The sequence below is a fragment of the Kitasatospora papulosa genome (genome assembly GCF_000717245.1).
Classification (GTDB): Bacteria; Actinomycetota; Actinomycetes; order Streptomycetales; family Streptomycetaceae; genus Streptomyces; species Streptomyces papulosus.
In genome coordinates, this window is the sequence record NZ_JNYQ01000010.1 from 87,183 (window position 1) to 111,229 (window position 24,047).

21 protein-coding genes and 1 pseudogene are annotated in these 24,047 nt (G+C 73.0%); 13 read left to right on the forward strand and 9 right to left on the reverse strand.

From position 1 onward, the window contains the following. Positions 1 to 123 precede the first annotated feature (123 nt). Complete coding sequence (locus IA22_RS0123880; RefSeq protein WP_014157110.1) at positions 124 to 822, reverse strand: response regulator; 699 nt, start codon at positions 820 to 822, stop codon at positions 124 to 126. A 131-nt stretch (positions 823 to 953) separates the two neighbouring features. Here IA22_RS0123880 and IA22_RS0123885 point away from each other — a divergent pair, with 131 nt between their 5' ends. Genes IA22_RS0123885 through IA22_RS0123900 form a run of 4 tightly spaced genes read left to right on the forward strand, consistent with a single transcriptional unit; the run spans position 954 to position 5,468 of the window. Beyond that, a complete protein-coding gene (locus IA22_RS0123885) occupies positions 954 to 1,937 on the forward strand; it encodes a Bug family tripartite tricarboxylate transporter substrate binding protein (RefSeq protein WP_030124791.1) in 984 nt (327 codons plus the stop codon). Next, on the forward strand, positions 1,934 to 2,464 hold the full coding sequence (locus tag IA22_RS0123890) for a tripartite tricarboxylate transporter TctB family protein (protein WP_030124792.1): 531 nt from the start codon (positions 1,934 to 1,936) through the stop codon (positions 2,462 to 2,464). The genes IA22_RS0123885 and IA22_RS0123890 overlap by 4 nt, the downstream gene beginning before the upstream one ends. Before the next feature lie 3 nt (positions 2,465 to 2,467). After that, positions 2,468 to 3,955 carry a tripartite tricarboxylate transporter permease gene (locus IA22_RS0123895; protein WP_014157113.1) on the forward strand — a complete coding sequence of 496 codons (1,488 nt, stop codon included), beginning with the start codon at positions 2,468 to 2,470 and terminating at the stop codon, positions 3,953 to 3,955. A 34-nt stretch (positions 3,956 to 3,989) separates the two neighbouring features. Next, positions 3,990 to 5,468 (forward strand): trifunctional class I SAM-dependent methyltransferase/NUDIX hydrolase/VOC family protein, encoded by a 1,479-nt coding sequence (locus tag IA22_RS0123900; RefSeq protein WP_081889888.1) that lies wholly within the window; start codon positions 3,990 to 3,992, stop codon positions 5,466 to 5,468. Between the two features lie 50 nt (positions 5,469 to 5,518). Here the strand turns inward: IA22_RS0123900 and IA22_RS0123905 are convergent, their stop codons facing one another. Both IA22_RS0123905 and IA22_RS0123910 read right to left on the reverse strand, forming a co-directional pair. Continuing rightward, positions 5,519 to 6,052: a ribonuclease FAU-1 family protein gene (locus IA22_RS0123905; RefSeq protein ID WP_014157115.1), complete on the reverse strand. Its 534-nt coding sequence runs from the start codon at positions 6,050 to 6,052 to the stop codon at positions 5,519 to 5,521. Further along, positions 6,033 to 6,953, reverse strand: a complete 921-nt coding sequence (locus IA22_RS0123910; RefSeq protein WP_030124794.1) for a GNAT family N-acetyltransferase — start codon at positions 6,951 to 6,953, stop codon at positions 6,033 to 6,035. Before IA22_RS0123910 ends, IA22_RS0123905 begins: the two co-directional genes overlap by 20 nt. A gap of 144 nt (positions 6,954 to 7,097) precedes the next feature. On the opposite strand from IA22_RS0123910, the gene IA22_RS0123915 reads away from it, so the two are divergent. After that, on the forward strand, positions 7,098 to 7,472 hold the full coding sequence (locus IA22_RS0123915; RefSeq protein WP_014157117.1) for a GntR family transcriptional regulator: 375 nt from the start codon (positions 7,098 to 7,100) through the stop codon (positions 7,470 to 7,472). Positions 7,473 to 7,497: 25 nt separating this feature from the next. On the opposite strand, the gene IA22_RS0123920 is transcribed toward IA22_RS0123915, so the two are convergent. Further along, complete coding sequence (locus tag IA22_RS0123920; RefSeq protein ID WP_030124795.1) at positions 7,498 to 8,592, reverse strand: DUF5925 domain-containing protein; 1,095 nt, start codon at positions 8,590 to 8,592, stop codon at positions 7,498 to 7,500. 120 nt (positions 8,593 to 8,712) lie between these two features. Beyond that, positions 8,713 to 9,021 (reverse strand): annotated as a pseudogene (locus IA22_RS0123925) (polysaccharide deacetylase family protein); the annotation flags it as partial. Between the two features lie 245 nt (positions 9,022 to 9,266). Between IA22_RS0123925 and IA22_RS0123930 the strand changes: the two are divergent. Beyond that, positions 9,267 to 10,076 carry an SGNH/GDSL hydrolase family protein gene (locus IA22_RS0123930; protein ID WP_014157120.1) on the forward strand — a complete coding sequence of 270 codons (810 nt, stop codon included), beginning with the start codon at positions 9,267 to 9,269 and terminating at the stop codon, positions 10,074 to 10,076. A gap of 28 nt (positions 10,077 to 10,104) precedes the next feature. Here IA22_RS0123930 and IA22_RS0123935 read toward each other — a convergent pair whose 3' ends face one another. After that, positions 10,105 to 11,268 (reverse strand): serine/threonine-protein kinase, encoded by a 1,164-nt coding sequence (locus tag IA22_RS0123935; protein WP_030124796.1) that lies wholly within the window; start codon positions 11,266 to 11,268, stop codon positions 10,105 to 10,107. A 207-nt stretch (positions 11,269 to 11,475) separates the two neighbouring features. Here IA22_RS0123935 and IA22_RS0123940 point away from each other — a divergent pair, with 207 nt between their 5' ends. Continuing rightward, the gene (locus tag IA22_RS0123940) at positions 11,476 to 11,739 is read left to right on the forward strand and encodes a hypothetical protein (RefSeq protein ID WP_014157122.1); all 264 of its coding nucleotides are present in this window, start codon (positions 11,476 to 11,478) and stop codon (positions 11,737 to 11,739) included. A 240-nt stretch (positions 11,740 to 11,979) separates the two neighbouring features. On the opposite strand, the gene IA22_RS0123945 is transcribed toward IA22_RS0123940, so the two are convergent. The 3 genes from IA22_RS0123945 to hmgA form a co-directional block, all read right to left on the reverse strand. Beyond that, a complete protein-coding gene (locus tag IA22_RS0123945; RefSeq protein WP_030124797.1) occupies positions 11,980 to 13,203 on the reverse strand; it encodes a type ISP restriction/modification enzyme in 1,224 nt (407 codons plus the stop codon). A 71-nt stretch (positions 13,204 to 13,274) separates the two neighbouring features. Further along, on the reverse strand, positions 13,275 to 14,048 hold the full coding sequence (locus tag IA22_RS0123950; RefSeq protein WP_245229598.1) for a GntR family transcriptional regulator: 774 nt from the start codon (positions 14,046 to 14,048) through the stop codon (positions 13,275 to 13,277). A 43-nt stretch (positions 14,049 to 14,091) separates the two neighbouring features. After that, positions 14,092 to 15,411: a homogentisate 1,2-dioxygenase gene (gene hmgA / locus IA22_RS0123955; protein WP_030124799.1), complete on the reverse strand. Its 1,320-nt coding sequence runs from the start codon at positions 15,409 to 15,411 to the stop codon at positions 14,092 to 14,094. 109 nt (positions 15,412 to 15,520) lie between these two features. On the opposite strand from hmgA, the gene IA22_RS0123960 reads away from it, so the two are divergent. The 6 genes from IA22_RS0123960 to IA22_RS0123985 all read left to right on the forward strand — a co-directional run bounded on the left by IA22_RS0123960 (position 15,521) and on the right by IA22_RS0123985 (position 24,045). Beyond that, entirely contained in the window at positions 15,521 to 16,150 is a 630-nt protein-coding gene (locus IA22_RS0123960; protein ID WP_030124800.1) for a TetR/AcrR family transcriptional regulator, read from the forward strand. A 153-nt stretch (positions 16,151 to 16,303) separates the two neighbouring features. After that, positions 16,304 to 18,484, forward strand: a complete 2,181-nt coding sequence (locus tag IA22_RS0123965) for a molybdopterin oxidoreductase family protein (RefSeq protein WP_014157126.1) — start codon at positions 16,304 to 16,306, stop codon at positions 18,482 to 18,484. Positions 18,485 to 18,605: 121 nt separating this feature from the next. Then, positions 18,606 to 20,024 carry a CitMHS family transporter gene (locus tag IA22_RS0123970; protein WP_030124801.1) on the forward strand — a complete coding sequence of 473 codons (1,419 nt, stop codon included), beginning with the start codon at positions 18,606 to 18,608 and terminating at the stop codon, positions 20,022 to 20,024. Continuing rightward, complete coding sequence (locus IA22_RS0123975) at positions 20,024 to 21,298, forward strand: MFS transporter (protein WP_030124802.1); 1,275 nt, start codon at positions 20,024 to 20,026, stop codon at positions 21,296 to 21,298. Before IA22_RS0123970 ends, IA22_RS0123975 begins: the two co-directional genes overlap by 1 nt. A 241-nt stretch (positions 21,299 to 21,539) precedes the next feature. Then, on the forward strand, positions 21,540 to 22,934 hold the full coding sequence (locus tag IA22_RS0123980; protein ID WP_030124803.1) for an aldehyde dehydrogenase family protein: 1,395 nt from the start codon (positions 21,540 to 21,542) through the stop codon (positions 22,932 to 22,934). 31 nt (positions 22,935 to 22,965) lie between these two features. Then, a complete protein-coding gene (locus IA22_RS0123985; protein ID WP_030124804.1) occupies positions 22,966 to 24,045 on the forward strand; it encodes a Zn-dependent alcohol dehydrogenase in 1,080 nt (359 codons plus the stop codon). Positions 24,046 to 24,047: the final 2 nt, after the last annotated feature.

Below are 24,047 nucleotides of genomic sequence, written 5' to 3' on the forward strand. Positions count from 1 at the left end.
GGTCCTCCTCGGTCGATCTGCGCCAACCGGGAACACGCTGCCGGGCATTGATGTCATGCTCACGCGCAATGTGTGGCCGGGGGCCGAGCGACGCGTGAACAGGACAGCCGCCGGACGGCCGGTTCAGGACACCGCGCGGTACCGGCGCTCGGGCCGCCCCGTCCCGCCGTACCGCAGGGACACCTCGGCCCGTCCCGTCTCCGCGAAGTACTCGAGGTAACGGCGCGCGCTGACCCGTGACAGGGCGCCCGCCGCGGCGCATTCGGAGGCCGACAGCCCCGCCGGGTGGTCCCGCAGCACGCGTTCGACCAGCTCCGCGGTGCGGGCCGCCAGCCCCTTGGGGAGTTCGCGGGAGCCCGGGGGACGGGTGCCGAAGATGCGGTCCACGTCCTCCTGGCGGGCCTCCCGGCGGGCCTCGTCCAGGGCGTCCAGACGGTTGCGCAGCGAGGCCACGTGCTGCAGTTGCTCCTGCAGGGCCGAGCGGTGGAACGGCTTGATCAAGTAGTGCTGGGCGCCCGCCCGCAGGGCCGCCCTGACCACACCGGCGTCGCGCGCCGCCGTGATGAAGAGGGCGTCCGCGCTGCGGCCGTCCCCCTCGCGTTCCTCGGCCGCCCGCAGCTCCCGCAGCACCTGGATGCCGTCCATGTCGGGAAGGAAGATGTCGAGCAGGACCAGGTCGGGACGCAGCCGGCGGGCCGCGCGCAGGGCCTCGGCGCCCGTGTGGGCCACGCCGACGACCGTAAAACCGTCCACGGCGGACACATACCGGCTGTGCAGCTTCGCGACCATGAAGTCGTCGTCCACCACCAGCACTTTCGTCACGCGGACACGCTAGGGCGCGACCACAACGACCACAACGTCCATTGATTCCGGAACGGCGACAGCTCGTTAACGCGCAGGCAACATGTGGGCCACCTCACACGCCCCCCACCGAGCTCGAAAGGCGGCACCCGGTGCGACTGCGCACTCCACTCGCCCTGTTCGGGGCAGCGCTGCTGGTGTTCGTCGGGCCACCCCTGCTCTCCACCGGCAGCGGCTCCGACACCGGCACCCAGATCCCCGGACTGCGCTTCATGGTCCCCAACACACCCGGCGGCGGTTACGACATCACGGCGCGCACCGCCGCGAAGAACGCCGAGGACGCCGGACTCACCCACGGCATCGAGGTGTTCAACCTGCCCGGCGCGGGCGGCACCGTCGGTGTGACCCGGCTGGTCGCCGAGCACGGCAACGGCAAGCTCGCCATGTCCATGGGCCTCGGTGTCGTGGGCGCCGTGCGCACCAACAAGTCACCCAGGACGCTGGCCGACACCACCCCGATCGCCCGGCTCACCGAGGAGCAGGACATCGTCGTCGTCGCCAAGGACTCCCCGTACCGGACGATCGGCCAGCTGCTCACCGCCTGGAAGAAGGACCCCGGGAAGATCCCGGTCGGCGGCGGCTCCTCTCCGGGCGGACCCGACCACCTGGCGCCGATGCTGATGGCGAAGGCCGCCGGGATCGCCCCCGGGCAGGTCAACTACATCCCCTTCGACGGCGGCGGCGAACTGCTCGCCTCCATCCTCGGCAACAAGGTGGGCTTCGGCGTCTCCGGAGTCGGTGAGTACCTCGACCAGATCGAGGCCGGAGAGCTCCGCCTGCTCGCCGTCACCGGGCCGAAGCGGGTCCCGGGCCTCGACGCGCCCACCCTCCGCGAGGCCGGCCTCGACACCGACTTCACCAACTGGCGCGGCATCGTCGCCCCTCCGGGACTCTCCGACGCCGAACGCGACAAGCTCGTCGGGCTGGTGAGCGAACTGCACGACTCGGCACAGTGGCGTGAGTCCATGGAGAAGAACGGCTGGGACGACGCCTTCCTCACCGGCGACGACTTCGGCGAGTTCCTGGACGCCCAGGACCGGCGCGTCGCCACCGTCCTCAGGGAGCTGGGACTGTGACCGACGACAGCACTCCTCCCAGGCCCGCCACCGCGCGCTCCTGGCTGCGCGAGCACTCCGAACTCGGCGTCTGCGTCCTGCTGCTCGTGCTGGGCGTCCTCGTGCTGACCGACGCCCTGACGATGAACGTGGACATCACCCAGCGAGGGCCCGTCGGCCCCAGGACCGTCCCCCTGGTCGTCGGGACCGGGCTGCTGGCCGTCGCCGTGCTGCTGGCCGTCGACGTCCTGCGCGGCGGCCGGGGCGAGGCGGAGGCCGGCGAGGACGTCGACCTGGACGCCCCCGCCGATCTGCGCACCGTGGCCCTGCTGACCGGTGTCTTCCTCGCCTTCGCCGCCCTCATGGGCCCGCTCGGCTTCCCCGTCTCCGGCGCCCTCCTCTTCTGGGGCTCGGCCTACGCGCTGGGCAGCCGCCACCTCGACCGCGACCCGCTGATCGCGGCCGGGCTCTCCCTGCTGACCTACTTCGTCTTCGACAACCTGCTCGGGGTGCCCCTCCCGGGCGGCCCGCTGATGGGGGTGCTCTGACCGATGGATTCCCTCAACTCCCTCGTCGACGGCTTCGGCACGGCGCTCACGCCGGTCAACCTGCTCTGGGCCGCGCTCGGCGTCCTGCTCGGCACGGCGATCGGTGTGCTCCCCGGCATCGGGCCCGCCATGGCCGTGGCGCTGCTGCTGCCGGTGACGTACGGGCTCGAACCGACCGGCGCGTTCATCATGTTCGCCGGGATCTACTACGGCGCGATGTTCGGCGGCTCCACGACCTCGATCCTCCTGAACACCCCCGGGGAGAGCGCGGCCGTCGTCGCCGCGATCGAGGGCAACCCGATGGCGAAGGCCGGGCGTGGTGCGCAGGCACTCGCCGCGGCCGCCGTCGGACACTTCGCCGGAGGGATGATCGGCACGATCCTGCTGGTCGTCCTCGCCCCCACCGTCGCCTCGCTCGCCGTCGACATCGGCGCACCCGACTACTTCGCCATCATGGTGCTGGCCTTCATCGCCGTCACCTCCGTCCTCGGCTCCTCACGCATCCGCGGCCTCGCCTCGCTCCTCGTCGGCCTGACCATCGGCCTCGTGGGCCTCGACCAGATGACCGGACAGCAGCGGCTGACCTTCGGATCGCTCCAACTGGCCGACGGCGTCGACGTGGTGATCGTCGCCGTCGGACTCTTCGCCATCGGGGAGGCACTCTGGGTCGCCGCGCACCTGCGCCGCTCCACCGGGAAGCCGATCCCCGTCGGCCGCCCCTGGCTGGGCAGGGCCGACGTCCGGCGCACCTGGAAGTCCTGGCTGCGCGGGCCCCTCATCGGCTTCCCCTTCGGCGCGATCCCGGCCGGCGGCGCGGAGATCCCCACCTTCCTGTCGTACGTCACCGAGAAAAGGCTGTCCAAGCACCGCGACGAGTTCGGCAAGGGTGCCATCGAAGGCGTCGCCGGCCCGGAGTCGGCGGCCTCCGCGTCCGCCGCGGGAACCCTCGTCTCCATGCTGACGCTCGGCCTGCCCACCACGGCCGTCGCCGCCGTCATGCTGGCCGCCTTCCAGCAGTACGGCATCCAGCCCGGACCGCTGCTGTTCGAGCGTGAACCCGAGCTGGTCTGGGGCCTGATCGCGTCGCTCTTCGTCGGCATGGTGCTGCTGCTCGCCCTGAACCTGCCCCTGGCACCGCTCTGGGCGAAGCTGCTGCGGATCCCGCGCCCCTACCTCTACGCCGGCATCCTGTTCTTCGCCGCCGTCGGCGCCTACGCGGTCGGCGGGGAAGCGGTCGACCTCGTGATCCTGCTGGTGATCGGACTGATCGGCTTCGGGATGCGCCGGTACGGGCTGCCGGTCCTCCCCGCGATCATCGCGGTCATCCTGGGACCGTCCGCCGAACAGCAGCTGCGCCGCGCCCTCCAGATCAGCGACGGCAGTGTGACCGGTCTGGTCAACACCCCGTTCTCGGTGACCGTGTACGTCGTCGTCGCCCTGATCCTGGCCTGGCCGCTGGTGAGGAAGGCACTGGGGCGGAACCGGACGTGACGGGCTGTCGGCGGCGGCTGAGAGGATCGTGGGTATGACCACGACCGACTGGGACGCCGCCGCCGACTCCTTCGACGACGAACCCGACCACGGGCTCCACGACCCGGTGGTCCGCGGCGCCTGGGCACGGCGGATGGAGACCTGGCTGCCCACGGCGCGCTCCACGGTCCTCGACCTCGGCTGCGGCACGGGGAGCCTGTCCCTGCTCGTCGCCGGCCAGGGACACCGCGTCACCGCCGTCGACCGGTCACCGCGCATGGCGGAGCACGCGCGGACCAAGCTGGCGGGGACCGGCGCGGAGGTGCTCGTCGGCGACGCGGCGCTGCCCCCGGTCGGCACACAGCGGTTCGACGTGATCCTCGCCCGGCACACCGTGTGGCTGCTGCCGGACCCCGCGGCCGCCCTGCGGCACTGGTTCTCGCTGCTGCGACCGGGCGGCCGGCTGCTGCTGATCGAAGGCGTGTGGAACGGCACCGGTCTCTCCGCGGCCCGCCTCACCGCCCTTCTCCACGCCCACACGGAGCGCGTCCACCACGAGCCGCTCTCCGGCGACCCCCTGCTCTGGGGCAAGGAGGTCGACGACGAGCGGTACGCCCTGGTGGCCCGCGCCGAGCCGCCCCGCCGGCACCGCGAGATCGTCGACGTCCATCTCGTCCTGCGCCGGGGCCCCGACGTGCTGCTGGCCCGGCGGGCCGGCACGGGATACGCCGACGGGCTGCTCCACGCCCCCTCGGGCCACGTGGAGGACGGCGAGGACGTGCGGGCGGCGGTGATCCGGGAGACGGCCGAGGAGATCGGCGTCGAACTCGACCCGGACGAGCTCCGGGTGGCCCTGGTGATGCAGCACAGGGGACCGGGCGGCAACCCCCGGACGGGCTGGTTCTTCGAGGCGGACCTCGACCCCGCCCGTCCGCCCCGCAACGCCGAGCCGGACAAGTGCTCCGAGCTGGCGTGGTACCCGCTGGACGCCCTGCCGGACGACATGGTGGCGTACTGCCGAGCCGCACTCGACGGATACCGCGCCGGACAGCGCTTCCTGGTCCACTGGCACGATGACAGCGACACGGTCGCGTACGCACCCCGGGCGCCCCGGCGTGCCGTCCCGCTGCCGGTCGCGTCGGCCGCCACCGGAGGGCTGCACCACGTGGAGCTGTGGGTGCCCGATCTCGCCGAGGCCGGCGCGGAGTGGGGGTGGCTGCTCGGCCGGCTCGGCCATCTCCCCTACCAGCGCTGGTCGCACGGCCGGAGCTGGCGGCGCGGCGACAGCTACGTCGTCGTCGAGCAGTCACCGGACGGCACCGGGGGCGCGCACGACCGGCTGCGCCCCGGGCTCAACCACCTGGCGTTCCACGTCCGGGACCGGGACACGCTCGACACCCTGGTGGCCGACGCGCCCGGACACGGCTGGCGGCTCCTCTTCCCGGACCGTCACCCGCACGCGGGAGGCGGCGGCCACTACGCCGCGTACCTGGAGAACACCGCCGGGTACGAGGTGGAGCTGGTCGCCCCCTGAGCCTCCCCGTTCCCCGGGCGCCGTGACCGGCCCGACCGGCCCCTCACCCCTCAGGTGAGCAGTCCCGCCAGCCCCCCGGTGCGGGCGAGGTGTTCCAGCTCGTCCAGGGCGCGGACGGCGGCCTCCGCCGCCGGGGCGTCACGGCCGGCGAGGCCGCTCTCCTCGAACTCGTCCTCGTCCAGCCGCAGGACGGACGAGCCGTCGGCCGATACCCACAGATCCAGGTCCAGGTCCTCGACCAGGAGTTCACCGTCCCGGAGCACGGCGGGCCGGATGATGTCGCAGTACCAGCCCTTCAGCTCCCCGTCCCCGGTACGGACCTCCTTCACCGCGTACATGGGTGCACCTCCCGTGCCCTCACGGCCAGGGGACGGGTCGGGCCAGTAGTGCTCGGTGAAGACGTCCCCCGGCTCGAAGCGTACGAATCCGAAGTCACGGACCCCCGGGGCCGCCCACGGGGCCCGGACGGTGATCCGGGTCCCGTCGTCCCGGACCAGCTCGGCCGGGTAACGGATCTTCGTACGGCCCGCCTTGACCAGGACCACCGTCAGGGTGGTCCCGGGATCAGCCGATCGCGCGGACATGACGTACCTCCGTGGCACAGATCTCGTAGCCGAACCAGCGGTTGACCGCCAGCATCGGGCCGTTGCCGGCGTCGTTGCCCGTGAAGGCGTCCGTGTACCCGGCGGCGCGCGCCCGGTGCAGGGAGGTGTTCTTGGCGAGCTTCGCCAGCCCTCTGCCCCGGAAGGCGCGCAGGGTGCCCGTCATGGCCGACCAGTAACGGTCCAGACCGTCGGTCTCCGCCGCGCTGAACGCCGCGACCTGTCCGTCCACCGTCACGACCGTGGTGAGCGCGCGATCGAAGCCGGGGCGCCGCCAGGTCGTCGCCAGCCAGTCCTCGTAGTCGGAGAACTCCACCGGGACGTCACTCGGCTCGTCCGCGGTCGTCTCCGCGTCGGCCTCGAACAGCGGACGCGGATCGTCCTCGAAGTCCGCCGCGGTGAGCAGTTCGACCCCCGGGGGGACGTCCTGGAGCGGCGGCAGCGAGCCGTCCGTCAGGCCGAGCCGCAGGAAGTGCGCGGTCCGCCGCGCCGCGTACCCGCGCTTCGCGGCGAACGCGCGGCCGGCCGGCTCGTCGAGCACCCAGGTGTAGACGTCGGTCGCCCCGGCACCGGCCAGATGCTCCTCACCGGCCCGCAGGAGCAGCGCCCCCGCACCCCGCCGTCTGCTGTCCGGATGGACGTACGGGTTGCAGAAGCCCTGGCCCGGCTTCGGGCTCCCGTGAGAGATCCCGACCTGCGCCGTCCCGATCACCTCGCCGTCCTCCTCGGCGACCAGCAGCCGGTACCGCCGGTCCGGATGGGCGTCGGCCAGGTCGCGCAGGACCTGTTCCGGAGTCGTCACCATGTACGGAAGGGCGGCACGCCGCACCCGCACCCAGGCCTCCGCGTCGGCGGGCAGGAAGTCACGCACACGTACCGTCATGCGCGGACGCTAACGCGGGCCGCCGCGCGGCCGCCTCCGAATTTCCGGCGGCGAGGTGCCGTAGCCGTCGCCGTGCGCCCGCCGGGGACGACGGGACGGCCCTGAGGCCGGTGCACGGGCCCCGGGGTGGGAGATAATCGGCGCGTGACCCTGAAGATCGCCGTTGACCCGGACTCCGCCACCGCCCCGTACGAGCAGCTGCGCGCCCAGCTGTCCGAACAGACCCGCTCCGGGGACCTGCCCGTCGGCTACCGCCTTCCGACCGTGCGCGGCCTCGCCGGGGAACTCGGCCTCGCCGCCAACACCGTGGCCAAGGCCTACCGTGCCCTGGAGGCCGACGGGGTGATCGAGACCCGGGGCCGCAACGGGACGTTCGTCGCCGCGGCGGGCGACGCGGCGGCCCGCAACGCGGCGACGGCGGCCCAGGAGTACGCCGAACACGCCCGGCGCCTCGGCCTGTCGGAGGCCGACGCGCTCGCCCGGGCCGAGGACGCCGTACGGGCGGCCTACGCGCGGTAGGGCACTGCCGCCCGCCCGCCCGGGGTCAGAGATACAGACCGGCGTCGGCGCCCGCGTCCTGCTTCGGCACGGACGCGGGCCCGCTGCCCCGCCGCAGGGCGAACAGCTCCGCCAGCGTCGCGCCCTCCCGGCCGACCCCCTCCTCCGCGCCCAGCCAGGACACCGACTCCGCGCGGGTCAGCGGACCCACCTCGATGCGGGCCAGGCAGCGGCCCGGCCTGACGACGGCCGGGTGCAGCCGCTCCAGGTCCTCGTTGGTCGTGACCCCCACCAGCACATTGCGTCCCTGGCCCAGCAGACCGTCGGTCAGGTTGAGCAGCCGGGACAGCGCCTGGCCCGCCGTGTGCTTGGCCTCGCCGCGGATCAGCTCGTCGCAGTCCTCCAGCAGGAGCAGCCGCCAGCGTCCCTTCGACGAACCGTCGTCCTCCCCGATGGCGATGTCCATCAGATAGCCGACGTCGTTGAACAGCCGCTCCGGGTCCAGCACGCAGTCGACCTGGCACCAGTCGCGCCAGGACCGGGCCAGGGTGCGCAGCGCCGAGGTCTTGCCGGTGCCCGGCGGACCGTGCAGCAGGAGCAGCCTGCCGGCGATGTCGTCGGGGGTCACCTTCATCAGCCGGTCCATCGCAGCGGCCACCGGAGCCGTGTAGTTGGACCGGACCTCGTCCCAGGTGCCGGCGGCGATCTGCCGGGTCGTGCGGTGCGGGCCCCGGCGCGGTGAGACGTACCAGAAGCCCATGGCCACGTTCTCGGGCTGCGGTTCCGGCTCGTCCCTGGCGCCGTCCGTCGCCTCGGAAAGGATCTTCTGCGCCAGCTCGGGGGAGGTGGCGGTGACCGTGACGTCAGCACCCCGGTTCCACCGGGAGACCAGCACCGTCCAGCCGTCGCCCTCGGCCAGCGTCGCGCTGCGGTCGTCGTCGCGGGCCGACCTCAGCACCTCGGCCGCCGCGGGGAGCAGGGTCGCCCCCGGCCTGACCCGGTCGAGGGAGGAGCTGTGCGAATGAGGCTGCTCGCCCGTCGCGAAGCGGCCCAGGAACAGCGCGTCCACGACGTCGGACGGCGCGTCGCTGTCGTCCACGGTGAGCCGGATCGGCAGTGCGGACTCGGGGTTGGCAGACATGGCGCCCATGATCCGGCACGGTGTCCTCCCGCGCACCCGGGTTTCATGAGCTGCCCCCGGGTGGCGGGACGGGGTCACGGACCCGGTCCGGCGCCACGGCACCGGACCGGGAACCCGGGATCAGCAGGACCGGGAGCCGTCCGGCCCGCGACGCACCCGGCGTGCGCCGCGTACGACGGCGAACCCCTTGGTGAGTACCCGGTCCACCGCGAACGTCCGTGCGACCGCCCGGCCCTCCACCAGCCGCGCGAACTCGGCGGCGCCCGTCCGGCGGCGCACGGTCGTCCGCTCCAGGGCGTACGGCCCCTGGCGGCGCCGTGCCAGGGCTTTGCCCACCGCCAGGGACTGGGTGAAGCCCGCTGCCCGCACCGACCGCCGCACCCGGCGGGTGGAGTAGCCGTCCGGATAGGCGAAGGAGGCCGGGGGAGCATCCGGTTCGGCGGCGACGACAGAGGGTGAAAAGGCGCGCGGTGGCGAATCGTGCGCCATCTCTCGCCGGATGATCCGTGCGGCCCGCTTTGTCATGTGACGGGCTGAATGCCGGGCCTGGACGTGAGGGGTCGCCAGGCGTGCCGAGAGGAAGTGTTGTTCAAGCTTCTTGGCATGGACACTTCCGGAATTCATGTCGGTACTGCTACCACGGAGTAGGCAGAGATCCTGCCCAAGGAGGTTCCATGAAAATGTCCAGACTCGTGGCGTTCTCGTCGTCTCTTCTGCTCGGTACCGTTCTCGCCCTGACCGGCGCGGGCGTCGCCCAGGCCAAGGAGTCCGCCGCGGCCGTCGACTACGTCGCGCTGGGGGACTCGTACTCGTCGGGTGTCGGTGCCGGCAGCTATGACAGCGCGAGTGGTGACTGCAAGCGCAGCACCCGTGCGTACCCGGCCCTCTGGAAGGCGGCCAACAACCCCGCATCCTTCGCCTTCACGGCGTGCTCGGGCGCCAGGACCGGTGATGTCACGGCCGGTCAGCTCGGCCCGCTCAACTCCGCCACCGACCTCGTGTCGATCTCCATCGGCGGCAACGACGCGGGCTTCGCCGATGTCATGACCACCTGCGTCCTGCAGTCCGAAGCCACGTGCCTGAACCGGATCGCCACCGCCCGCGCCTACGTGGACTCGACCCTCCCCGGCAAACTGGACTCCGTGTACTCGGCGATCAGCGCCAAAGCGCCCTCGGCCCGCGTCGTCGTGCTCGGCTACCCCCGCTTCTACCAGCTCGGCGGCAGCTGCATCGCCGGTCTCAGCGAGAAGGAACGCACCGCCATCAACGGCGCCGCCGACTACCTCAACGCCGCCACGGCCAAGCGTGCGGCCGACCACGGCTTCACCTTCGGCGACGTCACCTCCACCTTCACCGGACACGAGATCTGCTCGGGCAGCGCCTGGCTGCACAGCGTGAACTGGCTCAACATCGGTGAGTCCTACCACCCCACCGCCGCGGGGCAGTCGGGTGGCTATCTGCCCGTCCTGAACTCCAGGGCCTGACCCGTCCCCGCGCTGCCGGCGCCGGGAATCAGCCGTGCGCCGAGGAGGGGGCTCCGTCCCGCGGAGCCCCCTTCCCGTGCGTCGTGGAGGCGTTCGCGGGCGCCCCGGCGGGCGGGCTCGCCGACCAGACCGTCACGGCCGCCGTGCCGCCGCTCCTGTCGTCCTGGCCGTCGTCCCCCGCCAGCGCCCACACGAGACCCAGGGCGACGAGCAGCGTGACCACTGCCGCGACGGCCACCAGGACGCCGGTGCGCTGCGCGGGCCCGTCGGGTTCCGGCGGGTCCGCGGCCGACCCGCCACCCCCGTCCGTCGCGTCCGTGCCGTCCCCCGGCGGAGCGGCGGGAGGGCCGGTCGGGGAGCCGGTGCCGCCCGCGGCCAGGATCCGCAGCCGGCGCTCCGCCTCCCCGGCGGTGAGCCGTTCGGCGGGATCCCCGCGCAGCAGCCCCTCGATCACCGGGCCGAGCACGCCGGCCCGGTCCGGAGGCGGCGGCTCCTCGTCGGCCACCGCGCGCAAGGTGTCCGCGGGGGTGTCACGGCCGAAGGGGGACCTGCCTTCGGTGGCGGCGTACAGAAGCACTCCGAGCGACCAGAGGTCGGATTCCGGCCCCGGCGTGCGCCCCGTTGCACGTTCGGGCGCCACGTACTCCGGTGTGCTGATCGGCTCACCCGCCAGGGTGAGTTCCGGCGTCCCCCGGTCCGCGGTGATGCCGAAGTCCTTCAGCATCACCCGGCCGTCGTTGGCCAGCAGGACGTTTCCCGGTTTCACGTCGCGGTGCAGCACGCCGGCCGCGTGCCCGCCGCGCAGCGCCGCGAGCACCTCGGCCCCGATCCTGGCCGCACGCCGCGGGGACAGCGGGCCGTCGGCCTCCAGGACGTCGGACAGGGTGAGTCCGCGGACCAGTTCCATGACGATCCAGGGCCGGGAGTCCTGGGTGACCACGTCGTGGACGGTGACGACGTTGCGGTGCGTGACGCGCGCCGCCGCACGGACCTCTCCCTCCAGGCGCGCGTGCAGCCGCTCCGCCCCGGCGGCGGGCAGGTCCGCCGGGATCCGTACCTCCTTGACGGCCACCTCGCGCCCCAGCACCTCGTCGCGGGCGCGCCATACGGTGCCCGCCCCGCCCTCGCCCAGCGGGTCCAGGAGACGGTAACGATCGGCGATCACACGTCCGGTGTCCGGAACTTCGCTCATCGGTGACCCTCCATCAGCAGCGTTGCGCGGTAAGGCGAATCACCTCCAAGCTAACCCAACCCGTCCCGGGGTCGACAGGACGTGGTGACGGGCCGTCAACCCCCGTGTACAGGCGTGCAATCCTGCGGCCGGGATACACGAGTGTCACTGCGGGACGATAGGGTTAACCTGCCCGGGCCGGGTGCCCTCGTACGGGTGGGGAGTGACATGGAACAGATAACGGTGCGTAGCAGGCCGCGTGTGCCTGCGATCACATGTGGGAGCGGTGCGACCAGTTCGCGCCTCGACCGCCATCTCGCGGTGCTGGGCGGCCCTGCCGTTCCGCGGCGGGAGTCGGCCGAGGCGACGCTGCTCATGCTCGAGCTCACCTCGCGCGACGCCGCGCACACCCGCAGGAGCAGGAGCGCGCGTGTCTCGCTCTTCGCCCCCCTGCGGCGACTGCGTCGCTCGCTCTTCGGCAGCCGCCACTGACCGACGGCTGTCACGACAGGTCCGGCCCTCCGCTCAGGGCCGTGTCCACGATCACTCCGTTCCGGCGCAGTGCTGCTGTCCGCCCGTCCGTCATCCCCAGGGCATGGCAGCGTTGCGTCGGTGTGTTCCCCCGCGCCGGTCCGGCACCCATCGGCGTCTGCGCCCCGGCCCCGCAGCGGCCGTGAGCACCCGCGTACGAGCACATCCCGCCCGGTACCTCCGGCACGACGGCCCCCGGTCTCACAGCAAGGCGAACTGCCCCTCCGGGCCCTCCTCGCGGTGGTCCAGCACGGAGGCGGGCCGACGGGCCCACGCGGGCACGGGAAGCACCCCGGCCGTACGCAGCCCGTCCCGGGTGAGCGTGTCCGCGCTGTCCAGCGCTTCCCGCAACGCCTTCTGACGGGGCCCCAGTCCGGCCAGCAGCGCCAGGACGGTGATCAGCTCCAGCAGTTCCGACGTCCGCTCCCGCGGCCAGTCGCGCGGCCCGACGGCGGCGAGGCCCTCCGCCGCCGCCGTACGGCGCTCGAACCAGAGTTCCAGCACACGCACACCGCCGACGCGGAAGTCCCAGGCCGCGGCGGGAACGGGGGAGACGCGCCCCTCGCCGATCACCAGCGTCTCCTCCCCGGCGTCGAAGCGGATGCCGTCCGGCCGGGGCCGGATCGCGGCCCGCACGTACGGTCGTCGGCCGCCGGGCAGGCGCGGACGTTCCCCGCCGTGCGCCCCGCGCAGCTGGATCCGCAGCAGCTCCTGTCCGAGCTCCACACCCATTGCCCAGAGGCCGCCGTCCAGGGGCAGCGGGACGAGGGGGCCCGCGGGGGAGTGCCGGGCGGCGGCGAGGATCCAGGCGAGCACCGATCCGGCGGTGACCGTGGTCCCGTACCGCTCGGCCAGCAGGGCGGTCAGCCCCGGTGCCAGATTGGGCTCCTGCCCGCCCGGCCGGCGGTACAGGGGCCTCGTCCGGCCGGGCCGTCCGGCGGGTGAGTGCCCGTCCGGCAGCAGCGCCGTCGCGGACAGGCAGGGTCCGTCGTCCTGGGGCACGTGTCCGTGCTCGACTGCGAAGATCTGGTGTCCGTCGGCGACCCGCCACAGCTCGGGGCGGGCCGCGTCGAGCAACCGGTGGTCGGGAATCAGCCACTGCTCGTCGAAGGGGCCGTGCAGGACGCGTACGGGTTCCGGGTAGGGGCCCGGGTCCCGGGCGAACGCCCCGGTCCCGGTGGCCGTGCCCGGCAGCGCCGCGGCCGGGGCCAGTGGCGTACGGGAGCGGCTGGGCCGGAACAGGCGTTCCTGTTCCGCTCCTTCCGCCCGTGCCAGCAGGTCCCAGCGGGCCCGGAGCGAGGCGGCGTCGGGGGCCGTCACCCAGGGGCGCCCCGTCCTCAGCGGGCGCACCGACCAGGGCATGAGGTCGTCCAGCAGCGGGAAGTCGTCGCCCCCGCCGGTTCCGGCCGCAACCCGTGCTGCCACCGTGTCGTCCTCCCCGTCGCCACGTCCGCCGCCTCCGGCATCGTAACGACCCCGCCGTGCCGGTCCCTCCGTCAGTGCGCGTCGACGGTCACCGAGAAGGAGAAGCGGTCCCCCCGGTAGCGGATGCGCGCCACGTCCACCACGGTGCCGTCCTCGTCGTACGTCACCCCGGTGTAGTGGAGGATCGGGCTGAGCAGCGGGACCTGGAGCAGCTCGGCCGTCGCGGGGTCGGCGAGGCGCGCCTCGACGGTGTCCATGATCCGGGAGATGCGTACGCCGACGACGTCACGCAGCACCTTGGTCATCGGCCACCGTTCCAGATCGGTCACGTCGAGCCGGGCGGCGGTCTCCGGGCGCAGCGCGTTCTCCGCCCAGTTGGTGGGCTCCCCCGTCCCCTCGTCGCAGCGCAGCCGCCGGTAGCTGACCACCTCGGAGCAGCCGGGGAAGAACTCCGCGAGATCACCGGGCACGGGCGTCCGGCCGTGGCCGAGCACGGTCGTCCGCTCGCCCGACTGCTGGGCGACGATCGTGTCGATCGACCCCAGCAGCCGGACCGGTGAGACCCGCCGGGCGCGCGGCTCGATGAACGTGCCGCGCCGCCGGTGTCTGCTGATCAGCCCCTCGCCCTCCAGCTCCTTGAGGGCCTGGCGCATGGTGAGGACGCTGACGCCGTAGTGCGCGGCGAGCTGTTCCTCGGTGGGCAGCCGGGCCGAGGCGTCCTGGGGCCGGCCCAGTATGGACGCCCGCAGGGACTGCGACACCTGGTACCAGAGGGGCAGCTTCCGGTTCAGCACCAGGGAGTCGGGGGCGAATCCGGGCCGGCTCGCCTCGTTCACCTGATTCATCCGGTTCACCCGATCTCTCCGAGGAGCGGCCGGCGGTGCGGTCTCACGGCCGGAAGTTGCGGCTCAGACCCTGCCACACGTCGTCGTAGCCGCGCTGCAGATGGTCCGCCTCCGCGGCCTGCGCGGTCGCCGTCACCGGCCAGCGGGTCTCGAACATGAACGCCAGTCCGTCGTCGATCCGCTGCGGCACCAGCTCGGCCGCGCTCGCCCGGTCGAAGGTCTCCCGGTCCGGGCCGTGCGCCGACATCATGTTGTGGAGCGAGCCGCCGCCCGGCACGAATCCGCCGGCCTTCGCGTCGTACGCGCCCTCGATCAGGCCCATGTACTCGCTCATGACGTTGCGGTGGAAGTACGGCGGCCGGAAGGTGTCCTCGCCGACCAGCCAGCGCGGCGCGAAGACGACGAAGTCGACGCCCGCCAGCCCCGGGGTGTCCGACGGCGAGGTCAGCACCGTGAAGATCGACGGGTCGGGGTGGTCGTAGCTGATGGTGCCCATCACGTTGAAGCGGCGCAGGTCGTAGACGTAGGGCGTGTGGTTGCCGTGCCAGGCGACCACGTCGAGCGGGGAGTGGTCGTACGTCGCCGACCAGAGGTTCCCGCAGAACTTGTTGACCACCTCGACCGGACCCTCGCGGTCCTCGAACGCCGCGACGGGTGCCAGGAAGTCCCGCGCGTTGGCCAGGCCGTTCGCCCCGATGGGGCCCAGGTCGGGCAGGACGAAGGGCTGCCCGTAGTTCTCGCAGACGTAGCCGCGGGCCGTGGTGTCCAGCAGCTCGACGCGGAAGCGCACACCGCGCGGGATCAGCGCCACATGGCCGGGCTCGGCCCGCAGCAGGCCCAGTTCGGTGCGGAGCAGCAGACCGCCGCGCTCGGGGACGATCAGCAGCTCCCCGTCGGAGTCGCCGAACACCCGGTCCGTCATGGAGGCGTTCGCGCTGTACAGGTGCACGGCCATGCCGGTGCGCTGCGTGGCGTCCCCGTTGCCCCCCAGCGTCCACAGACCGGCCAGGAAGTCCGTGCCGGGCGCCGGGTCGGGGAGGGGATCCCAGCGCAGCCGGTTGGGATCGGGCACCGTCTCGGTGAACGGGCCGGTGCGCAGGGTGCCGTTGTCGACGCGCACGAAGGCGGGGTGGGCGGCCGAGGGGCGGATCCGGTAGAGCCAGGAGCGGCGGTTACGGGCGCGGGGCTCGGTGAAGGCCGAGCCGCTGAGCTGTTCCGCGTAGAGTCCGAGGGGGGCGCGCTGGGGCGAGTTGCGGCCGTGCGGCAGGGCGCCCGGGACGGCCTCGGAACTGTGCTCGTTGCCGAAGCCGGACATGTGGCCGAGATTCTCCGCCGCTTTTCTCGCCTGCTCGATGCCGCTCATCACGCGCTCCCGTCGGAAGGGGACCCTGTGGATCCCCGACCAGGAATCCTATGGATCACCGTAGGAATCGAAGCGGGGCCCGTCAACGGCATACGGGCATCATGGAGCCGTGTCCCACGCTCATACGAACCTCCGGCGCGTCCCCGTGCAGCAGCGCAGCGCCGACCGCCTCGCCCGGATCCTCGACGCCGGAGCCGCGCTGCTCGACGAGGCCGGCTACGAGCTGCTCTCCACCCGGGCGGTCGCCGACCGGGCCGGCGTCCCCATCGGTTCCGTCTACCGCTTCTTCCCCAACAAGAGGGCGCTCGTCGACGCCCTGGCCGAGCGCAACCTGGAGGTCTACGCCGGGCGGGTCGTCGCCCGGCTCGAAGGGATCCCGGAGCGTGAGTGGCGTGCGGCCATCGACGCCGTGCTCGACGAGTACCTGGCGATGAAGCGCTCCGCCCCCGGCTTCGCGCTCGTCGACTTCGGCCCGCCGGTGCCCACCCCCGGCCCGCTGGACGAGGAGGCGAACCGGCGCGTGGCGGGGCGCCTGACGGAACTGCTCTCCGGCCATCTCGGCCGGGGCCGCGACGGTGCGCCCGGCGACGCCGCGCTCCTGCGCACGGTGCTGGTCTGCGTGCAGGCCGCCGACGCCCTGCTCCAACTCGCCTTCCGCACGGACCCGGTGGGCGACGCGGACCTGATAGCGGAGACCCGGACCCTGCTGCGGGCCTACCTCGCGGGGATTCTCGACTAGACGGTGACCGGGCGGCGGCACAACGGGCCGCTCCAAGGCCTCGCCCCCATCCGTACCGGTCGGTATGCTCGGTCACCCGGGTGCCGCGACCGCCGGACGCGCCGCGGGACGCCGGATCACGCCCGCGCGCCACCGCCGCCCCGGGGAGGGCCCATGTCCCACGACTCCCGCACCGCTCCGCGCATCTGCCCGCTCTGCGAGGCCACCTGCGGACTCACCCTCACCATCGAGGGAACGACGGTCACCGGCGCCCGCGGTGACCACGACGACGTGTTCAGCCAGGGCTTCATCTGCCCCAAGGGCGCCTCCTTCGGCGGCCTGGACGCCGATCCCGACCGGCTGCGCACCCCGCTCGTCCGTACGGACGGCGTCCTGCGCGAGGCGACCTGGAGCGAGGCCTTCGACGCCGTCGCAGCGAAGATCCCCGCCCTGACCCGGGAACACGGCGAACAGGCCGTCGGTGTCTACCTCGGCAACCCCAACGTGCACACGATGGCGGGCGGGCTCTATCCGCCGCTGCTGCTGTCCGCGCTCGGCACCCGCAACGTCTTCACCGCCAGCACCCTGGACCAGATGCCCAAGCACGTCTCCAGCGGACTGCTCTTCGGGGACGCCCAGGCCATCCCCGTACCCGACCTGGACCGCACCGCCCACCTGCTGCTGATCGGCGCCAACCCGCTGGAGTCCAACGGCAGTCTGTGCACCGCCCCCGACTTCCCGGGCAGGCTCAGGGCGCTGCGCAGGCGCGGCGGCACCCTCACCGTCGTCGACCCGCGCCGGACCCGCACCGCTCGCCTCGCCGACCGGCACGCGGCGATCCGTCCCGGCACCGACGCCCTCCTGCTCGCCGCGCTCACCCAGGTCCTCGTCGAGGAGAAGCTCACCGACCCCGGAGCACTCGGCGAGCACCTCGAAGGCCTCGACGAACTGACCGAAGCCATCGCGGACTTCACACCCGAGGCGGTGGCGGCGGCCTGCGACCTGGACGCGGAGACCATCCGTGCGATCGCCCGGGAACTCGCCGCGGCGCCCGCCGCCGCCGTCTACGGGCGCATCGGCAGCTGCACCGTCGAGCACGGCACCCTGGCCAGCTGGCTCGTCGACGTGCTCAACATCCTCACCGGCAACCTCGACCGCCCCGGCGGCGCCCTCTTCCCGCTCTCCGCGACCGCCCGCGCCCCCCGCGCCGCCGCCCCGGGCAAGGGCTTCGCCCTCGGCCGATGGACGAGCCGGGTCTCCGGGCACCCCGAGGCCAAGGGAGAACTGCCCGTCAGCGCCCTCGCCGAGGAGATCGAGACGCCGGGGGAGGGCCGGATCAGGGCCCTGATCGTCGTCGCGGGCAACCCCGTGCTCTCCGCCCCCGACGGCGACCGCCTCGACCGGGCACTCGCCGACGGCCTCGACTTCATGGTCAGCGTGGATCCGTACCTCAACGAGACCTCTCGTCACGCCGACGTCGTCCTGCCCCCGCCGCCTCCCTCGCAGGGCGCCCACTTCGACTTCGCGCTCAACTCCCTCGCGGTGCGCAACCAGGTGCGCTACAGCCGCCCCGCCGTCCCCCTGGAGGAGGGCCGGATGGACGAGAGCGAGATCCTCGCCAGGCTGGTCCTCGCCGTCGGCGGCATGCACGGCGCGCCGCCGGAGGCCGTCGACGACCGGGCCATCGGAGCCGCGCTGGCCAAGGCGGGAGCCCCCGCGTCGCTCGCCGGCGAACTGACCGGCCGCACCGGTGCCGAACGGCGCCTCGACCTGATGCTGCGCCTCGGCCCGTACGGGCTCACGCTGGAGCAGCTCCTCGCGCATCCGCACGGGATCGACCTCGGCCCGCTGAAGCCGCGCCTCCCCGAAGTGCTCAGGACCCGCAGCGGACGCATCGAGCTGCTGCCGGCACCCATCGCGGCCGACCTGCCCCGGCTCCGAGCGTCGCTCGGCGCGCGGCCCGCAGGCCTCGTCCTGGTCGGGCGCCGCCATCTGCGGTCCAACAACAGCTGGATGCACAACGTCCCCGCCCTGCGCGGCGGCTCGAACGTCTGCACCCTGCAGATCCACCCCGACGACGCGGCCCGGATCGGGCTGGCCGACGGCGACACGGCCCGGATCACGGCTGCGGGCGGTGAGGTGGAGGCGTTCGCGGAGATCACCGACTCCGTGCGGACCGGAGTCGTGAGCCTTCCGCACGGCTGGGGGCACAGCCGCCCGGGCACCCGCATGTCGGTGGCCGGAGACGATCCGGGCGTCAACGTGAACCAGCTTCTGGACGGCACGCTCCTGGACCCGCTGTCGGGCACCGCCGTGCTCAACGCCGTCCCCGTCGCCGTCACGCCAAGTCGTTGACCTGGGGTTTTGCTCGTATTGCTCACACGTCAACGTCTTGTTAACGCCGTGTAAGGGCCCCTAACGTCACTCGCACCGCCGGCACCGGTGAGAGTTCAAAGGTGAACGTTAGGTAGCCCATATGTTGACAGTCCTCGGCTTCGCCATGATCGCGACCTTCCTGGTCCTGATCATGACGAAGAAGATGTCCCCGATCGCGTCCCTGGTCCTGATCCCCGCCCTGTTCTGCGTGGCCGTAGGACAGGTCGCGAAGCTCGGTGACTACGTCATCGAAGGGGTCGGCACCCTCGCGCCGACCGCGGCGATGCTGATGTTCGCCATCGTCTACTTCGGCGTGATGATCGACGTCGGCCTCTTCGACCCGATCGTCCGGGCCATCCTGCGCTTCTGCAAGGCCGACCCGATGCGGATCGTCGTCGGTACGGCCCTGCTCGCCGCGATCGTCTCGCTCGACGGCGACGGGTCCACCACCTTCATGATCACGGTCTCGGCCATGTACCCGCTCTACAAGCGGCTGAAGATGAGCCTGGTCGTGATGACCTGCGTGGCCGCCACCGCGAACGGGGTCATGAACACGCTGCCCTGGGGCGGTCCCACCGCCCGGGCGGCCACCGCCCTCAAGGTGGACGCGGCCGACATCTTCGTGCCGATGATCCCCGCCCTGGCCGTCGGACTCCTCGCCGTGATCCTCCTCGCCTTCGTCCTGGGCCGCCGCGAGCGCAAGCGGCTCGGCACGCTCACCCTCGACGAGGCGCTGGTGACCGAGCCCGAGACCGTCCTGGTCGGTGCGGGCGGCGGGGACCGGCTCACGAAGGCGCCGAGGGGCACCGGCACCGGCACCGGCACCGGTGGCGCGGGCGGTGCGGACATCGCCGAGGGCGACGACAAGGAGCAGGAGTTCAAGGGGCTCGACCCCGACAGGCCCACGCTGCGTCCCAAGCTGTACTGGTTCAACGCCGGTCTCACCGTGGCCCTGCTGGCCGCGATGATCCTGGAACTCATGCCGATCCCGGTCCTCTTCCTGATCGGCGCGGCCCTGGCCCTCACGGTCAACTTCCCGCGCATGCCCGACCAGCGGGCCAGGATCGCGGCCCACGCCGACAACGTGCTCAACGTCTCCGGCATGGTCTTCGCCGCCGCCGTCTTCACCGGCGTGCTCACCGGCACCGGTATGGTCGAGCACATGGCGGACTGGCTCGTCGGGGCGATCCCCGACGCCATGGGCCCGCACATGGCCGTCGTCACCGGCCTGCTGAGCCTGCCCCTGACCTACTTCATGTCCAACGACGGCTTCTACTTCGGCGTGCTGCCCGTGCTCGCCGAGGCCGGCGCCGCCCACGGCGTCTCCCACCTGGAGATCGCCCGAGCCTCCATCGCCGGACAGCCGCTGCACATGTCGTCCCCGCTCGTGCCCGCCGTCTACGTGCTGGTGGGCATGGCCAAGGTCGAGTTCGGCGACCACACCCGGTTCACCGTCAAGTGGGCCGTGCTCACCTCGCTGGTGGTCCTCTGCGCCGGCGTCCTCTTCGGCATCATCTGATGCCTGCGGAACCACGGCCCGGCAGGGGCTGGCTGCTGCGCCTCGTCATCGCCTTCGCCTTCGCGCAGGGGGCGGTGTCGATGGCGCGGCCCGCCGTCTCCTACCGGGCCCTCTCGCTGGGCGCCGACGAGCGCGCGATCGGCGTCATCGCCGGCGTGTACGCGCTCCTGCCGCTCTTCGCCGCCGTACCGCTGGGCCGGCGGACCGACCACGGCCGCTGCGCACCGCTCCTTCCGGCCGGGGTCCTCCTGATCGGCGGCGGCTGCGCGCTCAGCGGCACCTCGGGCTCCCTCGCGGCCCTGGCCGCCTGGAGCGGGGTCATGGGGCTCGGCCACCTGTGCTTCGTCATCGGCGCCCAGTCGCTCGTCGCCCGGCAGTCCGCCCCGGCGGAACAGGACCGCAACTTCGGCCACTTCACCATCGGCGCCTCCCTGGGCCAGCTCGTCGGACCGATCGCCGCGGGCTACCTCATCTCCGAGAAGGACGGCGCGATGGCCCGTACGAGCGCCCTCGCGCTGCTCGTCTCGGCCGCCGTCGCCGCCGTCTCCCTCACCTCGCTGTGGCGCATCGAGCACCGCGGGGCCGCCGGATCGTCCCGGGGCGCGGCCCCGAAGGTGCCCGTCGGCAGCATCCTGCGCACCCGCGGGGTCCCGGCCGGCATCTTCATCAGCCTCGCCGTGCTCAGCGCCACCGACATCCTCACCGCCTATCTGCCGGTCGTCGGCGAGCACCGCGGGATCGCACCCGCCACCGTGGGCCTGCTGCTCAGCCTCCGGGCCGCCGCCACCATCGCCTGCCGGCTCGTGATGGCTCCCGTGCTGCGCCTGGTCGGCAGGACCGCCCTGCTCTCCGCCACCTGCCTGCTGGGCGGTCTCCTCTGCGCGGCCGTCGCCCTGCCCGTGCCGGTCCGGTGGCTGGCCGTGGTGCTCGCCGTGCTGGGCTTCTGCCTGGGGTTCGGCCAGCCGCTCTCGATGACCACCGTCGTCCAGGCCGCACCCGCGGCGGCCCGGTCGACGGCGCTCGCCCTCCGGCTCACCGGCAACCGGCTCGGCCAGGTCGCGGCCCCGGCCGCGGCCGGGCTGATCGCCGGTGTCGCGGGCACGGCGGCGCCGTTCGTCATGCTGGGGGCCCTGCTCGTGGGCGCGGCGGGACTCGGGCTGCGGGGCGGCGGAGCGGACGCGACGGCCCCGGGCCCCGCACCGTCGCCCCCGCCGCCCGAACCCGCCCCCGCCCCCCGTCCCGGACGCTCCCCGGCCGAGCGCGACTCCGCCTGACCCAGGCCGCCCGGCCCGCGCGTCCACGCGAACCGGTCCCGCCCGGTCCGGAACGGTCCGTGACGGCCCCCGGCCGGGCGTGCGAGGGTTGCCTCGGCCCGCGCGTGATCTGTGTCTCCGGCGCTTCTCCGGCACTTCCCTGGCGCCGAAAAACTAACAGCGCTAGTTTGGGCCCGGGACGGCATCCGTCCGTACGAGCACGGCTTCGGCGGCAGGCACAGCGAGCCCGGGAGGGACAGCCATGAAGGCGCATGACGGGATGTACATCGGCGGGGAGTGGCGGCCCGCCGCGGGCCCGGACACGATCGCGGTCGTGAACCCGGCGGACGAGCAGGTCATCGGCCATGTCCCGGCGGGTACGGCCGAGGACGTCGACGCGGCCGTACGTGCCGCACGGACCGCCTTCCCCGGCTGGGCGGCCACCCCGCCCGCCGAGCGCGCCGGGAGGATCGCCGCGCTGCGTGACGTACTCGCCGCCCGCAAGGACGAGATCGCCGGGACGGTCACCGCGGAGCTCGGCTCGCCGCTGCCGCTCTCCCAGGCGGTGCACGCCGGCGTGCCGGTGCTGGTCGCCGGTTCCTACGCCGAACTCGCCGCCTCGTACGCCTTCGAGGAGAAGCTGGGCAACTCGACGGTCCTGCTCGAGCCCGTCGGCGTCGTCGGCGCGATCACGCCCTGGAACTACCCGCTCCACCAGATCGTCGCCAAGGTGGCCCCGGCGCTGGCCGCGGGCTGCACCGTCGTCCTGAAGCCGGCCGAGGACACCCCGCTCACCGCGCAGCTCTTCGCCGAGGCCGTCCACGAGGCCGGTCTGCCCGCCGGCGTCTTCAACCTGGTCACCGGCATCGGGGCGGTCGCAGGTCAGGCGCTGTCCGAGCACGAGGGCGTCGACCTGGTCTCGTTCACCGGGTCCACGGCCGTCGGCAGGCGGATCGGCGCCACCGCGGGAGCGGCCGTCAAACGCGTCGCCCTGGAGCTGGGCGGCAAGTCCGCCAACGTGATCCTGCCCGGTGCCGACCTCGCCAAGGCCGTCAACGTCGGCGTCGCCAACGTGATGTCCAACTCCGGCCAGACCTGCAGCGCGTGGACCCGGATGCTGGTCGACGCCGAGCGGTACGAGGAGGCCGTGGCACTCGCCGCCACCGCCGTCGCCAAGTACGTGCCGGGGGAGCGGATCGGCCCGGTCGTCAACGCCGAGCAGCAGGCCCGGGTCCGCGGATACATCGAGAAGGGCGTCGAGGAGGGCGCCCGCCTCGTCGCGGGAGGCCCCGAGGCGCCCAGGGACCAGGGCTACTACGTCAGCCCCACGGTCTTCGCCGACGTCACCCCGGACATGACGATCGCCCAGGAGGAGATCTTCGGCCCGGTCCTCTCCATCCTGAGGTACGAGGACGTGGACGACGCCCTGCGGATCGCCAACGGCACCGTCTACGGGCTGGCCGGCGCCGTCTGGGGCGCGGACGACGAGGAGGCCGTCGCCTTCGCCCGCCGCATGGACACCGGGCAGGTCGACATCAACGGCGGCCGCTTCAACCCCCTGGCCCCCTTCGGCGGTTACAAGCAGTCCGGGGTGGGCCGTGAACTCGGCCCGCACGGCCTCTCCGAGTACCTCCAGACCAAGTCCCTCCAGTTCTGATCCGCCCGACGACCCACCGAGGAGTCTGTTCGTGGTCCGCGCCGCCGTACTGCCCGCCGTCGGAGCTCCCCTGGAGATCACCGACATCGAACTCCCGGAGCCCGGCCCCGGCCAGGTGAGCGTCTCGCTCGCCGCCGCCGGTGTCTGCCACTCCGACCTGTCCCTGTCCGACGGCACCATGAGGCTGCCGGTACCGGCGGTCCTCGGCCACGAGGGCGCCGGCACGGTGCTGGCCGTCGGCGAGGGCGTCACCCATGTCGCCGCCGGTGACCCGGTCGTCCTCAACTGGGCGCCGTCCTGCGGCGCGTGCTTCCACTGCGGGATCGGCGAGGTCTGGCTGTGCGCCGACGCGCTGAAGGGCGCGGCGAACATCCACGCCCGTACGGCCGACGGCACCGAGCTCCACCCCGGCCTCAACGTCGCCGCCTTCGCCCAGGAGACCGTCGTCGCCGCGAACTGCGTGCTGCCCGCCCCGGCCGGCATCCCGCTCGACGACGCGGCGCTGCTCGGCTGCGCGGTGCTGACCGGGTACGGGGCGGTCCACCACTCCGCCCGGGTGCGTGAGGGCGAGAGCGTCGTCGTGTTCGGGATCGGCGGGGTCGGGCTGGCCGTCCTCCAGGCGGCCCGTATCGCCGGGGCGTCGAAGATCATCGCTGTGGACGTGTCCCCGGAGAAGGAGGAGCTGGCCCGCCGCGCCGGGGCCACCGACTACGTCGTCGCCTCCGACACCACGCCGCGCGCCGTACGCAAGCTCACCGGCGGCCAGGGCGCGGACGTCGCCGTGGAGTGCGTCGGCCGGCCCGCCACGATCCGCGGGGCCTGGGAGTCGACCCGCCGCGGGGGCCGCACCACCGTCGTCGGCATCGGCGGCAAGGACCAGCAGGTGACCTTCAACGCCCTGGAGATCTTCCACTGGGGCCGCTCCCTCACCGGCTGCGTCTACGGGAACAGCGACCCGGCCCGCGACCTCCCGGTGCTCGCCGATCACATCCGCGCCGGACGGTTCGACCTCTCCATGATGGTCACGGAGCGGATCTCCCTGGACGGCATCCCGGCGGCCTTCGACCACATGATCGCGGGCAGGGGCGGACGCGCGCTGGTCGTGTTCTAGAC